This is a genomic window from Moorena sp. SIO3E8 (assembly GCF_010692445.1).
In the GTDB taxonomy this organism is placed as follows: domain Bacteria; phylum Cyanobacteriota; class Cyanobacteriia; order Cyanobacteriales; family Coleofasciculaceae; genus Moorena; species Moorena bouillonii.
On sequence record NZ_JAAHHM010000051.1, the window covers coordinates 6,030 to 25,603 of the forward strand.

The following is a 19,574-nucleotide window of genomic DNA, read 5'->3' on the forward strand; positions in this document are numbered from 1 at the left end:
TGCTGCCCAAACGGGCAATTGGTGTCAATCATGTTTTTTCCATACCTAGCATGATTCCCTAAATTCGCAACTTATAGTAAAATCGTTTTGCCAATCGATTTGCCATCGACTTGCCATTTAGCTAGGCACAGGTCGATCTATGTTACTGTATTTTGGTTGAAACCATGGAAAACCTTAAGAGTACATTCAACAATAGAATCAACCTAATCAAAGAAAAGATCTTTGAGTCCGACTTCCAGCTCCCCAACATTCCTGTTACCACGATAGTTATTGTGGTGCTCATCCTCCTCTTCACCCATATATTGCGAGGCTTGTTCACTTCAATAATCATTCACAGACTCGAGCTGATAACTAGCGGTACAGAAACCACCCTAGACGATGAGTTAATTAGGATTCTTAGGGCACCATTAGGCTGGCTAATTTGGATCGCTGGACTATGGCTAGTACATCTAGTTGTGGCCACCCATCTTACTCCTGAACAGAATCAGAAAATCCCCGAGATTCTGTTTATGAGCATTCTGTTCATTGCCACTTATATTCTTTACCGTGCTGCTCCACTACTGGGGGAGCTTCTAGCCGGATTAGCGGCAAACACTGACACTGAACTAGACGATTTGTTAGTTCCCTACTTCCCAAAGCTTTTTCAGATCGCAGCAATCGTGATTGCCGCTATTAAAGCCAGTGAAATTTTGTTGGGGTCATCTGCCGGTGCACTGATCGGTCTACTCGGTGGCGCAGGTGTCGCCTTAGGTTTGTTATTAAAAGACATTGTTTATGATTGGTTTTGTACAGTGGTTATCTACGCTGATGGTCTCTATAAACCCGGTGACGTGATAGTATTGGACGGAGTAAGTGGTAGGGTAAAGATACTCAATATTGGTCTGAGAAGTACAAGGCTTCTTATTACTGAGTGGGGTTATACCAAAAAACTTCCCAATTCTAAAATGATTTCTGGAATTTTTGCAAATTGGTCAGATAAGACTGGCGAGACAGTTCAGTGGGGCATAAATTTAAATCTGAAAATTGATGGGATTTCGGCCAAGCAAACTAGGCGAATTTGTCAGGCTATTAAAGAAAAAATTCCGACTATCGATGCCGTGAACAAGCAGAAAATGGTAGTTGTATTTTCCCGCCTTGAACAGAATGCTCGTGTGATTAAAATTAGGGTATTTGTGATTGAGCCCAAGCTCTACTATGATGTCCAGAGCAACTTGAATCTAGCTGTATTAGAAATCCTGGAAAACGAGGAGATTAATCAACTCCATGTTTCTCTGAGAAAGGAACTTAACTGGTTGCCTGACACCAGTATGAATTAGGGTAAGCAATCAGCTATCAGCTATCAGCGAACAGCGATTAGCGCTACTTGAGGTGCTACTTGAGGTGCTTTTGAATAAAATAAGCTGACGGCACCTCAAGTAGCGTGAGCTAAAAGCTCACGGCTGACCACTGACGGCTGACCACTGACGGCTGAATGCTTACGGGAATTCGGAGCAGGGAAGAGCACAGCTTTATCCTCTAATTCCATTCACATAGGCAGCTGTCAAGGCTTGTTGAGGTGATTCAAAAATCTGCTCGACACAGCCGTATTCAATCAATCGTCCCACTGCTTCCTTGACCCAGAAGACGGCAGTATAGTCAGCAATTCGTCTAGCTTGAGCTAGGTTGTGGGTAACAATCACCAGGGTGTAGCGTCCCCGCAGCCTAGCTATCAAATCTTCGACCACACCGCTGGATATGGGATCGAGGGCACTACAGGGTTCATCTAACAGCAGTACTTCCGGTTGCAATACCAAGGCACGGGCAATGCACAGGCGCTGCTTTTGACCACCAGACAGAGCAAGAGCCGAAGTGTGTAGTCGGTCTTTTACTTCATCCCACAAACCAACATCCCGGAGTGCGGTTTCTATGAGCTGAGCAATGTTATCCCGGTTTTTAACACCATGTTCCCGCAACGGAAAGGCCAGATTCTTCCAGATTGAGAAGGGGAAGGGACTCGGCTTTTGGAAAATCATTCCAACACGACGGCGAAGTGCAATTAGCTCCATAGCACCACGCTTTGCGATCGCATCCATCCTAGGACTCAGCACATCTAGGGAACCAATGCGAATCCTACCGGTAACTTTAGCATTAGGAATCAAATCTGTCAAGCGATTTAGGCAACTTAAAAAACTAGTCTTTCCACAACCAGACGGTCCCACTAGTGCGGTAATCGAACCTTTATAAATTGGCAACGATACATCAGCAAAAGCCGGTTTTGTTCCATAATGTAAACATAGCCGCTCGGTCTGAATCAATGGGTCGCTTATAGACTGGCTTACCGGTAATCGCTCTCTTGTTTGTAAAGGGTTAACCATTGTTTTTGGAAATTGTTAATGTGAATTTTTAATTAGTAATTAGGTAAGCCGTCAGCAATCAGCAATCAGCTTATTTTATTCAAAAGCTGATTGCTGATTGCTGTTCGCGTAGCGTGCGCGTAGCGCTTAAGCTGAATGCTTACAAACAGACTCCACTCTCCGATGCAACCAATAGTCAGTGATCCATGCTGCTGTACTATTAATCAGCAACAACAACATCAGCAACACTAAAGCTGAGGCATAAGCATTAGCATTTCCCCCTGTTACATTCATCGACAAATCAAAAATATGAATCGACAGCGATCGCCCAGAATCCAGCAAAGACTCTGGCATCCGATCCACATAACCACTAGTAAAGATCAGTGCTGCGGTCTCAGCGATCGCTCGCCCTATCCCTAACACTAATCCCACCACTAGTCCCGGTGCTGCCGCTGGTAACAGCAAATTCCAGAGAGTGGTAGTGCGGGATAAACCAAGGGCAGTGGCAGAAAGCCGATAATCATCACTAACGGCGCGAAACCCTTCCTCTGTTGATCGAATTAGGATTGGCAACACCATACAGGCTAATGTCAACCCCCCAGACAAAATTGAAAAGCCTAGCCCTAGGGTTTTGCAGAAAAAAGCATTGCCAAATAGTCCAAAGACAATCGAGGGTACTCCTGCCAGCACATCTAAGCTACGACGAACCAGACGCCCGAAAATACTCTTAGTATCTGTGAACTCAGCTAGCAGTATTGCTGTCCCTACTCCAATCGGAACAGAAACGGTCATACATACACCTAAAATTAGGAGAGTGGAAACCAGAATTGGAGCAATCCCTCCTTCCCGTCCAGCATTCTTTGGTGCAGTAGTCAGGAATTCCCAGTTAATTTGCCCGACACCGTGCCAGACGATATCACTCAAAATCCAGAGGAATACAGCAGTTACAAACAGTGCGATCGCCCAAATCATCACTGTTGAAACTTGGAGGTTGTCGGTTGTCGGTTGTCGGTTGTCGGTTGCAGGTTGCAGGTTGTCGGTTGTCGGTTGTGGCTTCGTTTTCATATCATGTCAGGATAATTACCCTTAATAAAAATCTCCCTATCTCCCTATCTCCCTATCTCCCCATCTCCCCATCTCCCCACACCTCCCACCCTCCCCACCCTCTCCTTAATTATGGGTATTCAACCAGACTTGATATAAGTTCTTACTCATAAATTCCTCCCTTGCTGATCATTTCTGCAAGTGCTACCAGTACCAAAATTATTGCCATCAGCAGCAAGCCACTGACAAAAAGTGCTGAGCGGTGATTGCCCATAGCGTAAGCCATTTCCAAGGCGATATTGGCAGTAAGAGTTCGCATCGGCTCAAATAGGCTTTTGGGAGTTTGCACCACATTGCCACACACCATCAGCACGGCCATGGTTTCTCCAATCGCCCGTCCTGTTCCTAAAATCAAGCCAGTAAACAGCCCCGACTTAGCAGCCGGAAACACAACACCTCTGACTGTTGCCCAGCGGGATAGTCCCAGGGCTGCTGCTCCCTGTAGGTATTCTGGGGGGACTTTCGCAAAGCTAGCGTCTGCGGTCAGAGCAATAGTTGGCAAAATCATCAGGGTCAGAATCGCAATTCCAGCTAGGAGACTGGCTCCCGGTGGCTGAAAGCGTCCAATTAGGGGAACTAGCTCCACCAAACCCCAGAAGCCGTAAACAACTGAGGGCATCCCTGCCAACAATTCAATTAGCCGTCGATAGAGTCCAGCAATGGATGAAGGCGCGTAATACTGACAAAAGACTGCAGATAGAATTCCCAGGGGTGTGGCTACTAGCATCGCGCCAGCCGTGACGAATAGGGTACCCCAAAGCATCGGGGTGACGTTGTACAGAGTCTCGGCAGGATGCCAGGATGGATCGGTAAAAAAGGGGAGTAATCCTACTTCTCCCAATACTGGCAGGGCTTCCGTAATTAGGAACACAACAATCAGCACCACGATAGCACCAGCCACCACAGCACAGCCTTGTAGGGTCAAGATTAGGATAGTATCACTCCGAGAGGGGGACAAAGTTTTGCTCTTTAACAATGTCTTGTACCTTTTGCGATCGCGAAAATTCAATAAATGCTTTATCTAACCCAACCGGAATAGTTTTGGTTACTAACGTCAGGGAACGAGATAGGGGGAATGTGCCGTTTTGAACATTTTCTGTGGTTGCCGCTATTCCAGCAACGGGCAGTAACTTAATCGGAACATCCTGTTTGCTGCTATATTCTGCTGTGCCAATGGAGACATAACCAATCCCATTAGGATTACCCGCCACGGTCTTAATCCCCTGCTCATTATCCCCAATCACCACATCTGCCTTAATCTCGCTATTTTTCAGCTGGAAGTATTTCAGAAATAACTCCAAGGTAGAGCGCCCCTCGGCTTTGTTCACTACTGTAATTGGTGCCTTCTTGCCTCCCACATCTTGCCAGTTATCAATTTTGCCCTGATAGATATCCACAATCTGTTCATTACTCAGGGATTGCACCGGATTAGTTTTATGGACGATAATGCCAATCCCATCACGAGCGATCGCAAACCCTTGCAGATCTTTCTCGCTCTGCTTGAGGTCACGAGACACCATCCCAATATCAGCGACTCCTTGGCGAGCATCTGCAATACCGCGAGACGAGCCTCCTGTCTGCACATCCACCCGTACACCAGGATTTTCTGATTCAAAACGCTTGCCAATTTCCGACGCCAGGGGGGCTACTGTACTAGAACCGGTTAAAACCAACTTACCCTGCAACTGATCTGTTGATTGGGTAGCTACTTCCGGAGATTGGGCACAGGATTGTAGCCAAAAGCAAGCTACTAAACCCATAGACATTGATGCCAGTGTTGTTAAATTTTTCATCAATCATCAGTCAGTCATCTGATCTAGAAACTAGTGATAGTGCTCAGTTATAATTGCTCAGTTATAATTGCTGGATTGCTCAATAATTTCAAATCCGCCAGACTTGATATAACTGACAACTAAAAACTAGGCGTTGCTGATTTTGGGTATGATTTCGCCCCCCTAGCCCCCCAATTCTGGGGGGAACAAAACTATCAAAGTCCCCCAAATTTGGGGGATTTAGGGGGCTTTAACAAAACCAGGTGATCGCGCATTCATTCCTTAATTCAGCAACGCCAAAAACTGAGCACTTACTCAGCACTTTGTTAATCAAAACATAGGCAACAACATCCCAAATCAATTGCTCTATTACCATTTCCTTGCCGAATGGTTAGCGAACACTGATAAAGCACCGCCTTACCATCTCGCGTCGCCCTAACAAATCCCTCATCCCGCAAAACTCTGAGATGATGGGATAGCAGGCTTTGCTCTATTCCCAACACAGCCTTGAGCTCTCCAACATGTTTTGGTCCTTCCATCAGGATTTCCATAACAGTTAGACGAGTGTTGTCCGCTAAAACTTTCAGCTTACGGACACAGAAGGCTTGAGATGATGGACGTTTTGAGTTCATAATTCAGCACTTGTCAGCAGTTGAATTATCATTAATATGAAAATCCATTCATATTATAATCAAAAAAAACTCTGATTGGATCAAATTAAAGCACCACCACAACTGGAACCAGACCCGGCTGTACAGCCATAGCAATAGGAAGCGGTACGAATTTCCTCAATTATGTCTAAACTTCCTGCTTCCAGAAGTTTACTAACTGTCAACCTTTCTCCAGTGCCAGACGTTGCTGCTACATTTTCCATCTGATTAAAATCGCAATCGTAGACATTACCCAGATAGTCAATAGACAATTCATTGCGACACATCAAATGCTCCACCGTACTGCCATTGAAACTATTTTCTAGAAACACCATATAGGGAGCATATAGCTTGGTGCGTTGTAAATGAAACTTTGTTCTACCAACGGGGATATTGGTAATTGTAAATAGCTGGTTAAAGTCAAGATTAAACTGTTCTTTTAGGAACACTTTATAATCCTTCTCCAACTTAACCTGATTAGGAGTGAGAGAAAACTTTTCATTCAGTGGCAAGGAGGGATTGTAGACCAAATCAAGAATTAATTTGGGGTTTCTCCCATAGCCCAATCGATTCAGCCATTGAATCGCCCGAATCGAATCATCGTAAACCCCTTTGCCGCGCATTTTATCTACATTATCTTCCAAATAACAAGGCAAAGAAGCCACTACTCGTAATTGGTGCTTAGCGAAATAGTCAGGTATATCCTCATATCCCGGTTCAAAATAAATGGTCAAATTTGACCGAACAATCACCTCCTTTCCGGTTTTGTATGCTGCTTCAACTAATGGCTTAAAGCCATAATTCATCTCTGGCGCACCACCAGTCAAGTCAACCGTCTTAATTTGAGGAAACTGATGAATCAGCGTAATAAGCTGGTCACAAATTTCTGGAGAAAGTTCTTCAGTTCGTTTAGGACCAGCTTCCACATGGCAGTGAGTACAAGCTAGATTACAACGCTTCCCCAGATTAATTTGTAAAACCGTGATTGGGTGTTTACTTAAGGGAGCTTGCAGTTTATTACGGAACGGTGTAACAGCTGAAACGTCTGTTTTAATCATAAGTTTTATTGACTTGTAATTGCTAGAAGTATTAATTTTGAAGGATGACTTCTGAGAGGTTGTCTGAGAAGTCTCATTTGCTACATCCAAGCCCCCGTTGGTCCCCCAATTTTGGGGGACTTTTAGAAGCAAATTGACTCTTGTTCCCCCCAAAGTTGGGGGGCTAGGGGGGCAAAATTCAGTATCAAAAAACTTTTCAGATATCCTCTGAAGTATTACTTCTAAAGTAGGATTTGTCATTTACTAATCTTTAATTAGACCATGGATTGGTTGATCAACAAATCCATGGTTTTTATTTTTAAGCCTACTCTACTAAAGAAACCAAAGATGAACAGCATTCATACTTCATACTTCATACTTCATACTTCATACTTCATACTTCATACTTAATCCTTCACCTTTAACAACAACCACCACCAACATAGTGCCAAGTTGAATCGGTGATTAAGATTTCTTCTGGATTCACCTTTCCTAATTTCGCGGCTGTTTTATCACAAACAGCAGCTGGCACACCACGGGAGAGGATGTGTCCCGCATTGTCATCAAAAAATTCTTCCGCGCCCATGTAAATTGCTGTCTTGCCAGTAAAAATGCATGGTCCATCTTCTGGGATCACAACTTTGAAAGAAACAGAATCCAGACTTTCCAGCAGCAGGGGTTCTTCTAGGTTGTAGTTTTGGCAATCCAGAAGCCGATAGGGACGCTTTGCTCGAATTTCTACTTGACCAAAACCTGACCTGACCAGGTGCTGAACATAGGATTGATAAGTGAGCGCACCAGACAGACACATAGCTCGTAGCCGCTCATCTTCCTGTAGATGGGGTGGAATCGGACGAGTTGCAATGGGGTCACTCATTAACAGTCGTCCACCTGGTTTTAACACTCGATAGGCTTCTTTGAGTGCCTTCATCAGGTCAGCCGGTTCAAAAATGTTGAATAGGCAATTCTGAGCAACCACATCTACAGAATCATCTGGCATCGGTAGGGCAAAGGCATCCCCTTCCCGAATTTCCACAAAACTCTGGTCAAACCAGGCATTGTCTTGAGCAGCAATTTTCAGGTTACGGGTAGCCGCCTCCCGCATGGCCTCCACTGGCTCAACAGCAATCACACCCCCTGGACGTTGGGAAAAATAAGCAAACTGTAACGCCTCCAAGCCACCACCAACACCGACATAGAGGACAGTTGGCTGATTGCTGAGTTCCGTGGGATGTACCGTAGTACCGCAGCCATAATTCATCTCCGCCATCAGTGGAGGAATTTTCAGTCCTGGTAGTTGTAAGGGGCTACTTTGGACACAACACAAACCAACTTGGGGTGTTTGGGCGACTTCAGAATAAAATTCAGCAGTTGTTTCGAGATAGGTCATCAGAATCCTTTACTTGGCAAAGATGGTAATGCTATTGATAGTAGGGTGGAAATTGAAAACTAATTCTGAACCAGTATAGTTCCTCAGTTGAGCTTTAATGCTACAAAATTCATGTATCGTATGATACCAAATCCCGGTTCAAAACCCCGTTGATTATTTTGATCATCATAGTCAGCGAAGCGCGGACTGTGTCATCTTCGAGAAGGCTTCGCCTATGTCTAGCCGCTATTTATTATTGGTTTAGGCTACAGGGAAGCTACAATATGGGATTTGGAATTAACGGCGGTTGCAGGCTTTTGTTCGAATTTGTCTTCAGGCAAGCAACGGTAGAATACCTTGCCTCACCCTTAGATGCTATTAAACTGATGCCAGATGAATTTTTCGAGTAGTACACCATGAATTTTTACTGAGATTACCACGCGATCGCTCATGCTTAGGGCATGGGATGCTGGGGTATTCAATGGGGGGTAGGGGGTAGGGTGTGGGGTGTGGGGACAAGTTATAGTAGTAGATTGGACTTTGGTAACTCTGGTGAGTGTGGATTATTCTACGAGTGATTAACCAGACTTCATCTAAGACAGAAACTATAGTGTCCACTCAACACTGCCAATCACCTCTGAGCATAAGAGTATGGTAGAAAGAGCTACCTAAGGAATCAGGGAGTTGATGAATGTTGAAAAACCAGTATGCAGAACGCCTCAGACAACAAGAGAGAGTTTACCTCAAGCGTGTTGCTGATTACTCTTCACTACAGTCGATACCAGAAATCTGGCCCCTTGCTGCCCAACGCTTTGGGTCAATCATTGCTCTGCAAGACCCTCACGCTGTGGGAGCTCATGGTGCTCCACCCTCGACCCTAACCTATACCCAGTTGCAGGAGCAAATCGAAAAATTTGCGGCTGGATTACAATCCCTAGGCTTCCAGCCAACACTCGATGAGAAGGGTATTCCTACCCGAATTGCGTTATTTGCTGATAACTCTCCTCGATGGCTAGTTGCCGATCAGGGTATCATGAGTGCAGGAGCAGTAAATGTGGTGCGCTCAGGTCAAGCAGAACGGGAGGAATTACTTTATATTCTCCAAGATAGCGGTAGCACTGCTCTGGTGGTAGAAAACCTCAAAACTTTGGAAAAATTAGGCGATCGCTTGGATGGGCTACCGATTGAATTAGTGATTCTCCTTTCTGAAGAACAACCACTATCGACCGGATCATCCCGACAAATTGTTAACTATACTCAACTCATGGAAGCCGGGGCATCTCGGTCTCTTACCAAAGCTAACCACAACCGGGAAACCTTGGCAACTCTGCTGTATACCTCTGGTACCACAGGTAAACCCAAAGGGGTGATGCTGAGCCATGGTAATCTCCTGCATCAGGTCAACAGCCTTGGTACAGTAATAGAAATCGAAAAAGGCGCTCGCGTTCTTTCTATCCTGCCTACCTGGCACGCCTACGAACGCTCAGCGGAGTATTTTCTATTATCTCAGGGTTCCACCCAGATTTACACCAACCTGCGCCATGTCAAAAAAGACCTTAAAACCTTCAAACCTAACTTTATGGTCGGAGTACCCCGACTGTGGGAATCGATCTATGAGGGAGTGCAAAAGCAGTTTCGTGAGCAACCGGAAGGTAAGCAGAAATTAGTCCAAAACCTGCTAGGGATCAGTCAACGCTACATTGATGCACGGCGGCTTGCTCAGGGGTTGACCTTAGATAATTTAAATCCTTCACCAATCCAAAAACTATTGGCCACAGTGCAAGCTTCCTATTTATGGCCGGTTCATCAATTAGCCAATAAACTAGTTTATCAAAAAGTCCGGGAAGCCACTGGGGGAGAAATCAAGCAAGTCATTAGTGGTGGGGGTTCCTTAGCGAGGCACTTGGATAACTTCTTTGAGATTATTGGTGTCGAAGTCCTAGTCGGCTATGGCTTAACCGAAACATCTCCCGTTACTAATGCTAGGCGTTCGTATCGTAACCTGCGTTTTAGTGCTGGACCACCTTTACCGGACACTCAAATCCGGATTGTTGACCCTGAGACTCATCAGCCTTTACCCCAAGGTCAACGAGGGTTGGTGATGGTAAAAGGACCACAGGTGATGCAGGAATATTATCACAAACCAGAAGCTACCGCTAAGGCAATTGATCCAGACCGGTGGTTTAATACAGGGGATTTAGGTTGGGTTACCCCCCAGAATGATTTAGTCCTAACTGGCAGAGCCAAAGATACTATAGTTCTCACCAATGGGGAAAATATCGAACCACAACCGATAGAAGATGCTTGTCTGCGCAGTGCTTACATTGACCAGATTATGCTGGTGGGTCAAGACCAAAAGGCATTGGGTGCTTTAATAGTACCAAATTTAGATGCCTTGCAAGGGTGGGCAGCGGCTCAAAATCTTCCCCTTGACGTATTTGCTCCAGATGTTGATTTAAATACTAAAGAGGTTCAGACGTTATACCGGACTGAATTAAACCGAGAAGTCAAAAATCGCCCAGGTTATCGGCCAGATGACCGCATTAGCACCTTTAGGCTGATTCTAGAGCCGTTTTCCCAGGAAAATGGCATGATGACTCAAACCTTTAAAATCCGACGACCTGTAGTCAGAGAACGCTATCGCGCTATCATTGACGGGATGTTTGCGTGAAGTACCCCAACCTGCTTGACCTTTGGTCACGGGGGGCCCGTTCGCTGAGAATGCGAGCAATCCCATGGCCTATGGCCACAGCCGACCCTAAGCGAACGGGTTTCCCGCGCGCGTCCCCGACGCCTCAACCAGAGGCGCGACCCAAGGCCGGGGAACCCGGCCTTGGAGGCGCGCGCCTGCTGGAATTGCTCCTTGACGAGGCGTCCACCGGCAGACATCCGCCTTCTAAGGACGTATAACTTTTACGACAGACTTACCATGGAATTACAGCTCTATGGCTAACCAGCCGGGGCAAGTCTCTTCCCGGAGACGAAACCTTAGAATAAGGCAGCCTTAATCATAAAGTTTTAACCAAAGGTGCGCTTTCCTTGTCTTGATGCAGTCGCTCATGGGGGGAACCCCCAAGACCGCGCTGCATCGCTAGGCGAATTAAATTCGCCACGGGTCGCACCTCTTTTACCCATAGCCGACCAACCATAAAGGCTGCCTTATTCTTGCGGTAACTTCTGACCCTGAGCTGGAGCTAGTACTTTGTACACCTTTGATAAGGTAGCCTTTTAGTCAGTCAGGCGGGTCAACGACCAGGTTGATTATATCACGAATCGTCGTAAGTTGAGGCGCGACCCCGTAATTTAATTCTTCAAACGGAAAGCGCGCCTCCGTAGTCTGGCTATCCATACCCACCGTCAAAGAAGGTGGGGAATTCCGCGAGTTTCTGTTAAAACGTTAGAAGGTTATGAGGTGGGGGCCTCGAACCTTGAGACTGAACCTCAATCTTCTTTTTAAGAATTATTGAGCAATATCACCAGTCAAACTCTCAATCCCTCAAACTTACATAGTGGAACGCATATGGACGACTCTAATAAGAACTTACTCTTGAAACGGCCAATTAATATCAAAGCCATCGTTACCCCTCGATGGAAGGAAGAGGTTCAGCAACAACTACAAAATCAAATCAACCAAATCGACGGGCAACTGCAACAGATTGATATCCAGGGACAAAAAGCGATCGCTGAGATTAAAAAGCAGAGCATGGATCCTCCTGGTCCTCAGGTATCGCAACAAATTGAAAGTATTCAAATGCAGGTCAATCAAAAGAAAAGTGAACTGCTAGACCAGAAAAACCAGCAACTTCAGCAACTACAACAAGTCCAAACCCTCGAACTCGACCAGGAAGTTAGTCAAGGTCAGCTAGAAAGCTTCTTCAGGGTGGAAGAGGGAGATAACCTAGTCAAAAAGATGAACGTGGAAATTCTGCTGCGGGATGGGGTTATCGAAGAAATTCGCGGTGATATTTAACCGAAACACAAGACATGAATAGACACGGATAGACAGATCAGCAACTATCTGTCTATCCGTGTTTAAAAAACTGTGTATTGTCTTTCACCCCTTTGCCATTGACCCAGCCATTATTGGCAAAATTCCGTTGACCAATCCTGATGACCCCGTCCCTCTCGACAGGTAAACTGTTGACCAGCCCACATGATCTGCCACTGTTTGCCAGTTTGGGCTGATTTGTTGGGGGATAACTCAATACGATACCGGATGCCACGTACAGAGTCATCCGGTAAACCCGTTTGAGTGATGGTGACTACCGCTTGATCAGGTTTAGGATAATCTACCTTGACCTGTTGATCAAAGTTTCCTTCAATCAACAGTGATTGGTTTTGACCAAAGGTAGATAATGCGATCGCTTTTGGATCGGCACCAATCAGTTGATCAGGTGTTGCCTTATTGGCTAGGTCAATGGCTTTGTAGTCTTCTCGCTTGGTCCCGACATTAGCAGGAGACTCAGTTGGTTTGGGTTCAGGGGGTTTGCTAATCAGATTGCAAGCACTCAGGATTAGGATAATACCTGTAAGCACGGTCAAGGAAAGTTTTTTGTTAAGCATCTCATACCAAGTTTGATTCAATAGGATTCAACCTAACTTGTCGGCTGTTGACAGTCAACCGTCAAGGGTTAAAACTCAACACTCAATACTTAACACTCAACAAAACACATTATCCCCTCAATCCAAGCCCATTTAATTACTGATGGCGTAAGCGTTCAGCTATCAGCCGTCAGCGGTCAGCTTAAAACAAGCTATCCGGCTGACGAGTTCAACGGACTCAAAGCCAAAGACTATGAATTTTTCCCTTGGGCACCTCAATTAGCAAGGCCGAAAGGCCAGGGAACTGAGATTAAACGAATACTTACCTCTTTCATTCAAAAGCTGTTCGCGTAGCGTGTGCGTAGCACATAAGCTGATAGCTGATAGCTGAATGCTTACGATGGCATTATTTATAGCGCTTGAACACTGACCCGGCACCCATAGCACCCAACATCAACAGACCCAATGTCGCAGTTGGTTCGGGAACTTTCTTAGAAGGTTTAGGGGGCTCTGGAAAATTGCGAAACTTGATGCCAGATACCGCACCACTTCCTGGTAGTTTAATATCTAGCTTGGTCACTGAATACTCGGGAATATCCCTGAAACGGTAAGTGGATAGGGAGTTGTCTGTGCCAAATTTTAGTGATTGTTTCTCTGTTGTGCCATCCTCCAGAAACGCTTCCAGATATCCGTTTTTATTCTTCGGATTCTCATCAATGTCTAGAAGGGTGACGTAATCAACAGAAACGGCTTGATCAAAAACAAAGGAAATGATGCCACCGCCAGCCCAGTCGTCAGGTTCTTCATTTGTGTTCTCGTTGATAATTAGAACATTACCCTGTGGCTTCGTACCAAATGAAGGTCCCGTGGCTAAGTCAGCGTCTCCACCGCTGCATGTAATCCCAAAATCAGGTCCGCAATTGCTGTTGAATAACCTTAAGGGATGATTAGACCCTTTGTTACTGGTTATATGCACACCGAATTTTGCCCATTGCTCACCAATATTTGTCTTAGTTCCAGCCTTGAGAACCTTACCAGCATCATCCTTTTCAAAATCCAGTAAGTATGTATCAGCTAGAGCGGGATTAGCCCCTACTGTGCCCAAAGTAACTAAGGCAGCTGTGAGCGTAAGTTTTGATAACTTTTTCATGGCTTTTATACCCCTCAATACTGACTGAATTTTAGCGCTAAAATTTATTTTTATATCTTATTTTTATGATTTTAATTAACCTGTAATAGCTACTATTCAGGGAATAAATAGATGATTATAGCAAGTCTTATACCCATGAGGTACAAATCTCTGGTTTTTAGGGACTTCGGAGCAGGGACTTCGGAGCAGGGAAGAATGAAGAGGGAAGAGGGAAGAGGGAAGAGGGAAGAGGGAAGAGGGAAGAGGGAAGAGGGAAGAGGGAAGAGGGAAGAGGGAAGAGGGAAGAGGGAAAAAATAATGTGTACCTCATAGCTATGAAAAACGCTATATAGTTATTTTATGATTAATTAACCTATAGGTTAGGTATAAGGTAACTGTCTTGGAATAATTTATTCATTTCTTTAAGGTTTTATTTGGTTAATTAAAGATTCAGTGAAGTTACCTTCATCCACCAACCAAAATCAATAAGATTTAAGGCTATACTAAACCAGCTCTTAGACTAACCCTGTCAGTAGTCAACGGATAGGGTACCTATAATGAATTGTGGAAATTTTTGATCAAAAGTTCCCTACTCCCTACTCCCTCGGTGCGCTTTCCAATGGGCGAGTAAATCGCCCTTGGGTCGCACCGCTCCCTACTCCCTGTTCCCTGTTCCCTTTGCTAGATAAGAGCTTTTCTTGATGCAGTCGCTCATGGGGGAAACCCCCGCAGGTCGGCGCTGCATCGCTTAGTTAAGAGCCATGAGCATGTATAGAGTGATGGGTAGCTACCCACTCCCCTAATCCCTAATCCTGAGCAAAAAGAGGATATCCGTATTGTAGAAAACCATCGAAGCCCTCTGGCTCATGGTTTCTTTACACAGTACGATGGCTTTCTGGGGCTTATTCAAGTTACAATGCAAGCTGGCATCATGTTTTTGCTAGCTCACTAGAATTGATTTAGAAGACCACCCCATGATTCACGAAGTTTTCATGCCCGCCCTCAGTTCAACCATGACCGAAGGCAAAATCGTTTCCTGGGAAAAATCTCCGGGAGACAAAGTCGAAAAAGGTGAAACCGTGGTGGTGGTTGAGTCGGATAAGGCTGATATGGACGTTGAGTCCTTCTATGAAGGCTATCTTGCCACAATCACGGTATCAGCTGGTGACTCTGCTCCGGTGGGAGCCCCGATTGCTCTGATTGCGGAAACGGAAGCGGAAATTGAAGCAGCTAAACAACAAGCTGCCCAATCTACACCAGCTACTGACACAGCAACAGCTCAGCAAGCAACGGCTTCAACCCCAGAACCGGTACAGACAGCTCTTGCTGCAGTTGCTGATACTCCCAGCCGCCGTAATGGCAGAATTATTGCTTCTCCCCGAGCTCGTAAACTAGCGAAGGAATTAAAGGTTGATCTCAATACCTTGAGAGGAAGTGGTCCCCATGGCAGGATTGTGGCTGAGGATGTGGAAGCAGCAGCAGGTAAAGTTATCACTCCTCCGACACCAGCAGCCACCACCCAAGCAGCACCCCCGACAGCGGCTGTAATGCCCACTCCCACCCCAGCACCTCTGCCAGCACCTGTGCCAACTCCTCCTGCAGCTGTACCCCTCGGAGAAGTGGTGCCATTCAATACCCTGCAAAATGCAGTGGTGCGCAATATGATGGTCAGCCTGCAAGTGCCTACCTTCAGGGTTGGTTACACCATCACGACCGATGAGTTAGATAAGTTATACAAAAAAATTAAGCCTAAGGGTGTTACCATGACCGGGCTGCTAGCTAAGGCAGTAGCGGTTACCTTGCAGAAGCATCCCCTGGTCAATGCTAGTTATACCGAACGGGGAATTCAATATCACAGTTCCATTAATGTAGCGGTGGCTGTGGCAATGGCTGATGGTGGCTTGATTACCCCAGTATTGCGCCATGCGGAGCAGCTGGATATTTATTCTCTGTCTCGCACTTGGAAAGATTTAGTAGACCGTGCCAGAACTAAGCAGTTGCAGCCAGAGGAATATAATTCCGGTACTTTCACCCTATCCAATTTAGGAATGTTTGGTGTAGACCGGTTTGATGCGATTTTGCCCCCAGGACAGGGTTCTATTTTGGCCATTGGTGCATCCCGTCCTACGGTAGTAGCTACCCCTGACGGCATGATGGGTGTAAAGCGTCAGATGCAAGTCAATATTACCTGTGACCACCGGATTATCTATGGTACTGATGCGGCAGCGTTCTTGCAAGACTTGGCGAAGTTGATTGAAACTGATCCGCAATCGTTAACTCTTTAAGCCATTAATCGTAGGGTGGGCAGTGCCTAGCAACGCCCTTTGCAAGCTTGATTATCTGTCTGGTGCACTGCCCACCCTTTAAGTTGACTATTTAAGTTGACTTTTTAAGTAGGGTGGGCAGTGCCTAGCAACGCCCTTTGCAAGCTTGATTATCTGTCTGGTGCACTGCCCACCCTACATGAACTGCTTGATCACTCAGAGGGGCGCACCGTTGTGCCCCCCTCTCAATAATATTGTTCACTATTTCCCTTAACAGTTAGCTTTTCGCAATTTCCCTCCAGCAGTAAACAAACCAGCCACAGCGATTAGACCAAGCACAGTAGAGGATTCAGGTACATCTTGTGGTTCCGATGAAGACGGTTCTGGAGGAGCGCCAAGGAAGCCCACTTGGTAGGTGGCATTGTGAGATGTACCATCTTCTAGGTTGACTAGCCCAGATGGTGTGGGAACGAAACCGTAAAGGTATTCAGTTTTCCCATTGTATTCAACCTTGACAATTTCACTAGCCCTTATACTAGGTGGTAATGGTAGTTGAAAACCAGGCGATAAAAGAGCCATCATCTGTTCCAACTGATCAAACGTATCTTCGAACGCATCTCGAGCATCAAGGTGACCTGCTAGCCCAATGCTAATGTGGCCTGTTGCGTTTTGGTTGACGTAGGAAATATTGGGATCGCTAAATCGTTGCAATCCTCCATTATCGCTAAATAGTGTATAGAATTCATTAACTATGAAATTGCTGCTAGCATAAGATCCAAGACCGTGTGCAGTTAAGGCATCACTGACCCACTCCTGACCTAAGGTTATGCCATCACTATCAAGATCACTGTTCCAGTCAGCTAATGTCAGACTGCTCAAGGTGATGTCCTTACCACCGATGTCACCGGTTAGGCTTGTGACATCGGTATAGGTGGCAAAGTCGCTGTTGCTCAGAGTTTCACTGCTGGCAAATAGCTCTACGTTTCCACCAGGGTCACTAGCGTCACCTAGCAATATAGTAGACAAAATAGCATTTGGAGCTTCATAGGTATTCGTACCGTCAGATGCATACTTGAGGTAGTCACTACCTTCCAGGGTCGCTCCCGTGAGGCTTCCAGCAACAGCTGGGGTAGTGGCGATCGCACTCATACCGGCAATAATTGAGGCCCCGAGCCACATTTTCATTACTGTGCTTTTCATTGACATGTCTCCCGATACTTTTTAGCTACCAAAATCTACTTTGCAGATTAAAGCCCACGCCCTGCAAGCTGCTTAAGCAGCCAGGGGGTATCTCCCAAGGCCAAGATAGGTTTTGTTCCGCTCAAGGCGCATAAATCTGTGTTTAATAGAAAACGCAACCACTATCATGGTTTGCTTTGGTTTTCGGCTTCAATTCAAGGAACCAGAATGTTTTCAATGACACTAGAAAACTAATCAAAGTCGTGCCATATTTTTGGAGATACTGCCAGATATTTGGAGAAAATCGTCAACAGTGGCTAGCCTTCGAGTTTGTTTGGGTTGCTGGCAGCACTTGGTGTCTTTTTTTTAGTATCGGAGTGGGATGTTAGCGATCGCGTTTTTGATGGGGTTTAAGTTATGTTAATCTTTGACATAATCCTGATTGCGTCAGTTCCTCAGTCATGAATAGGGCAATATAGCGCTACGGGCAAGGCAAGAGAAATCGCCCCTAACCCCCCGCCCGTAAGGGGGGCGGGCACGAATGCTAAAGTTTACTACAACAGCTTAGGTGCGCTTTCCGGAGAGGAAACCTTGAAGAGGGTCGCCTTATTACAAAAGTTTTAACCCTTTTACCTATAGCCAGTAACCCATAAAGGCGACCCTCTTAATGCGGTAACTTCCTTCCCGCATCTAATTATTAAATTCCCCACGGGTCGCACATTTTTCAAGGTGTATCAATGTCAAACACCTTAATGGGTAGTGCTATAAATTTTGATTCTTGTAGCGATTACCGATTACCCATTACCCATGACCCATTACCCAAGACCTGATCAGATTATTCACCTGTTCTGGTATCTCATCATGGGGACAGTGTCCTGCTTGTAGATAATATTCGGTTAACTGAGGATAATATTCCCTAAACTTTGCTCCCCGTTCTCTGCTCTTGATCCAAGGATCCCCTTCTCCCCATAGCATCAATAATGGACAAGTCATCTGTTCCAACAACACATCGACTTTTTCCCCTTGGGGTGACTTGAACACAGAAGCAAATACCTGAGCAGCACCAGGATCACAAGACGGGCGATAAATCTCGTCTACTAACTGTTGCGTTACTGCACCCTGGTCAAGATAAACCTTCTGGAGGGTTTTGCGAATGATTGACGGTCGCCGCAGGTACTGGAATAACAGGAAACTTGCCCAAGGTTGTAGAAAAATTGATTTGGTTACCTGATTGAGAACTTTTTTAACAGGATTGACCTTAGTGGCCGGTTGAGTATCACTAAACGGTCCAGCACTATTGAGCAATACTAAACCTGCGGCGGAGCTAGGACGCTGTGCAGCGACACACAAAGCTGCATAACCCCCCAAAGAGTTTCCAGCTAAGACTACTGGTTGACCAATCACCTCTGTAATAAAATCATCCAACTGGTCTCGCCACAGATTGCCACTGTACTCCCCATCTGGTTTACCAGAACGTCCAAACCCCAACAAGTCAATCGCCCAAACTTCAAAATCCTGACTCAATTGAGCAATGTTTTTGCGCCAGTGGTCTGTAGATGCCCCGAATCCGTGAATTAACAGTAACGGTGGGTATCCTGATGGCTTCTGTCCAGCCTGTACATAATATATAGATTCCCCCCGCCACTGCCAGTAAGTTCCAGGGATGGGAGTATTAGAAGGGGTAGCAATTACCTGGGTAGTCACGGTAAACTATTAAGTAATGTTAACTTTTTGATCATAGCGCTCCCTGCCAGATGTCTGATGTTAGACTAATGGCAGTATAGAATGGAGAGTTTGTGTAAACATATAAAACAGAGAGGGACAAGCTTTGTCAGTCGAAACCATTGAGAAGCGTTCAACAGTTCGTAAACACGCGCCTCGCTATCGCGTATTGCTCCATAATGATGACTTCAACTCTATGGAGTATGTAGTTAAAACTTTGATGGAAACTGTGGCGAGTCTGACTCAACCTCAAGCAGTCAATATTATGATGGAAGCCCATACATCCGGGCTGGCATTGGTGATTACCTGTGCTCAAGAGCATGCTGAGTTTTATTGCGAAACCCTGAAAAACCGGGGTCTGAGTAGTACAATTGAACCTGACGAATAACGGGCAATAGGAGAAATTCTTCCCTTTCCAAATCTTGAAATTATAAAACGTTTTACACCCAGGCTGGCTAGATTATCCCTATACC

20 protein-coding genes are annotated in these 19,574 nt (G+C 45.6%); 7 read left to right on the plus strand and 13 right to left on the minus strand.

Annotated features, from left to right (window positions below; translation table 11 throughout):
* Positions 1–152 precede the first annotated feature (152 nt).
* The gene (locus tag F6K46_RS20840; protein WP_293057404.1) at positions 153–1,316 is read left to right on the plus strand and encodes a mechanosensitive ion channel domain-containing protein; all 1,164 of its coding nucleotides are present in this window, start codon (positions 153–155) and stop codon (positions 1,314–1,316) included.
* A gap of 192 nt (positions 1,317–1,508) precedes the next feature.
* Here F6K46_RS20840 and F6K46_RS20845 read toward each other — a convergent pair whose 3' ends face one another.
* The 8 genes from F6K46_RS20845 to F6K46_RS20880 all read right to left on the minus strand — a co-directional run bounded on the left by F6K46_RS20845 (position 1,509) and on the right by F6K46_RS20880 (position 8,883).
* Positions 1,509–2,354, minus strand: coding sequence for a phosphate ABC transporter ATP-binding protein (locus F6K46_RS20845; RefSeq protein WP_293057407.1), 846 nt, complete (start codon positions 2,352–2,354; stop codon positions 1,509–1,511).
* 126 nt (positions 2,355–2,480) lie between these two features.
* Complete coding sequence (pstA, locus tag F6K46_RS20850; protein WP_293057410.1) at positions 2,481–3,398, minus strand: phosphate ABC transporter permease PstA; 918 nt, start codon at positions 3,396–3,398, stop codon at positions 2,481–2,483.
* Positions 3,399–3,540: 142 nt separating this feature from the next.
* A complete protein-coding gene (gene pstC, locus F6K46_RS20855; RefSeq protein ID WP_293117301.1) occupies positions 3,541–4,413 on the minus strand; it encodes a phosphate ABC transporter permease subunit PstC in 873 nt (290 codons plus the stop codon).
* On the minus strand, positions 4,376–5,230 hold the full coding sequence (locus tag F6K46_RS20860) for a phosphate ABC transporter substrate-binding protein (protein WP_293057416.1): 855 nt from the start codon (positions 5,228–5,230) through the stop codon (positions 4,376–4,378). Before F6K46_RS20860 ends, pstC begins: the two co-directional genes overlap by 38 nt.
* Before the next feature lie 305 nt (positions 5,231–5,535).
* Positions 5,536–5,841, minus strand: a complete 306-nt coding sequence (locus F6K46_RS20865; protein ID WP_293057419.1) for a metalloregulator ArsR/SmtB family transcription factor — start codon at positions 5,839–5,841, stop codon at positions 5,536–5,538.
* Positions 5,842–5,921: 80 nt separating this feature from the next.
* The gene (gene arsS / locus F6K46_RS20870) at positions 5,922–6,917 is read right to left on the minus strand and encodes an arsenosugar biosynthesis radical SAM (seleno)protein ArsS (protein ID WP_293057422.1); all 996 of its coding nucleotides are present in this window, start codon (positions 6,915–6,917) and stop codon (positions 5,922–5,924) included.
* 400 nt (positions 6,918–7,317) lie between these two features.
* Positions 7,318–8,286 carry an arsenosugar biosynthesis arsenite methyltransferase ArsM gene (arsM, locus tag F6K46_RS20875; protein ID WP_293057425.1) on the minus strand — a complete coding sequence of 323 codons (969 nt, stop codon included), beginning with the start codon at positions 8,284–8,286 and terminating at the stop codon, positions 7,318–7,320.
* A 357-nt stretch (positions 8,287–8,643) separates the two neighbouring features.
* Entirely contained in the window at positions 8,644–8,883 is a 240-nt protein-coding gene (locus tag F6K46_RS20880) for a hypothetical protein (protein WP_293057428.1), read from the minus strand.
* A 73-nt stretch (positions 8,884–8,956) separates the two neighbouring features.
* On the opposite strand from F6K46_RS20880, the gene F6K46_RS20885 reads away from it, so the two are divergent.
* Positions 8,957–10,936, plus strand: a complete 1,980-nt coding sequence (locus F6K46_RS20885; protein WP_293057431.1) for an AMP-binding protein — start codon at positions 8,957–8,959, stop codon at positions 10,934–10,936.
* Positions 10,937–11,273: 337 nt separating this feature from the next.
* Here the strand turns inward: F6K46_RS20885 and F6K46_RS20890 are convergent, their stop codons facing one another.
* Positions 11,274–11,414, minus strand: a complete 141-nt coding sequence (locus F6K46_RS20890; protein ID WP_293057434.1) for a hypothetical protein — start codon at positions 11,412–11,414, stop codon at positions 11,274–11,276.
* A 371-nt stretch (positions 11,415–11,785) separates the two neighbouring features.
* Between F6K46_RS20890 and F6K46_RS20895 the strand changes: the two genes are divergently transcribed.
* Positions 11,786–12,235, plus strand: coding sequence for a YlqD family protein (locus tag F6K46_RS20895; protein ID WP_070391459.1), 450 nt, complete (start codon positions 11,786–11,788; stop codon positions 12,233–12,235).
* Between the two features lie 110 nt (positions 12,236–12,345).
* Here F6K46_RS20895 and F6K46_RS20900 read toward each other — a convergent pair whose 3' ends face one another.
* Positions 12,346–12,828: a hypothetical protein gene (locus F6K46_RS20900; RefSeq protein WP_293057437.1), complete on the minus strand. Its 483-nt coding sequence runs from the start codon at positions 12,826–12,828 to the stop codon at positions 12,346–12,348.
* A 385-nt stretch (positions 12,829–13,213) separates the two neighbouring features.
* Positions 13,214–13,957 (minus strand): PEP-CTERM sorting domain-containing protein, encoded by a 744-nt coding sequence (locus F6K46_RS20905; protein ID WP_075897878.1) that lies wholly within the window; start codon positions 13,955–13,957, stop codon positions 13,214–13,216.
* Positions 13,958–14,092: 135 nt separating this feature from the next.
* On the opposite strand from F6K46_RS20905, the gene F6K46_RS20910 reads away from it, so the two are divergent.
* The 3 genes from F6K46_RS20910 (at position 14,093) to F6K46_RS20920 (ending at position 16,221) form a co-directional block, all read left to right on the plus strand.
* Positions 14,093–14,269, plus strand: coding sequence for a hypothetical protein (locus F6K46_RS20910; protein ID WP_293057441.1), 177 nt, complete (start codon positions 14,093–14,095; stop codon positions 14,267–14,269).
* Between the two features lie 231 nt (positions 14,270–14,500).
* Positions 14,501–14,638: a hypothetical protein gene (locus F6K46_RS20915; protein WP_293057444.1), complete on the plus strand. Its 138-nt coding sequence runs from the start codon at positions 14,501–14,503 to the stop codon at positions 14,636–14,638.
* A 272-nt stretch (positions 14,639–14,910) separates the two neighbouring features.
* Positions 14,911–16,221 carry a dihydrolipoamide acetyltransferase family protein gene (locus F6K46_RS20920; RefSeq protein WP_293057447.1) on the plus strand — a complete coding sequence of 437 codons (1,311 nt, stop codon included), beginning with the start codon at positions 14,911–14,913 and terminating at the stop codon, positions 16,219–16,221.
* Between the two features lie 249 nt (positions 16,222–16,470).
* Here the strand turns inward: F6K46_RS20920 and F6K46_RS20925 are convergent, their stop codons facing one another.
* Both F6K46_RS20925 and F6K46_RS20930 read right to left on the minus strand, forming a co-directional pair.
* Positions 16,471–17,400, minus strand: coding sequence for an NF038130 family PEP-CTERM protein (locus tag F6K46_RS20925; protein WP_293057450.1), 930 nt, complete (start codon positions 17,398–17,400; stop codon positions 16,471–16,473).
* A 780-nt stretch (positions 17,401–18,180) separates the two neighbouring features.
* The gene (locus tag F6K46_RS20930) at positions 18,181–19,083 is read right to left on the minus strand and encodes an alpha/beta fold hydrolase (protein ID WP_293057453.1); all 903 of its coding nucleotides are present in this window, start codon (positions 19,081–19,083) and stop codon (positions 18,181–18,183) included.
* Between the two features lie 124 nt (positions 19,084–19,207).
* Here F6K46_RS20930 and clpS point away from each other — a divergent pair, with 124 nt between their 5' ends.
* Positions 19,208–19,489 (plus strand): ATP-dependent Clp protease adapter ClpS, encoded by a 282-nt coding sequence (clpS, locus tag F6K46_RS20935; RefSeq protein WP_070391454.1) that lies wholly within the window; start codon positions 19,208–19,210, stop codon positions 19,487–19,489.
* Positions 19,490–19,574 lie beyond the last annotated feature (85 nt).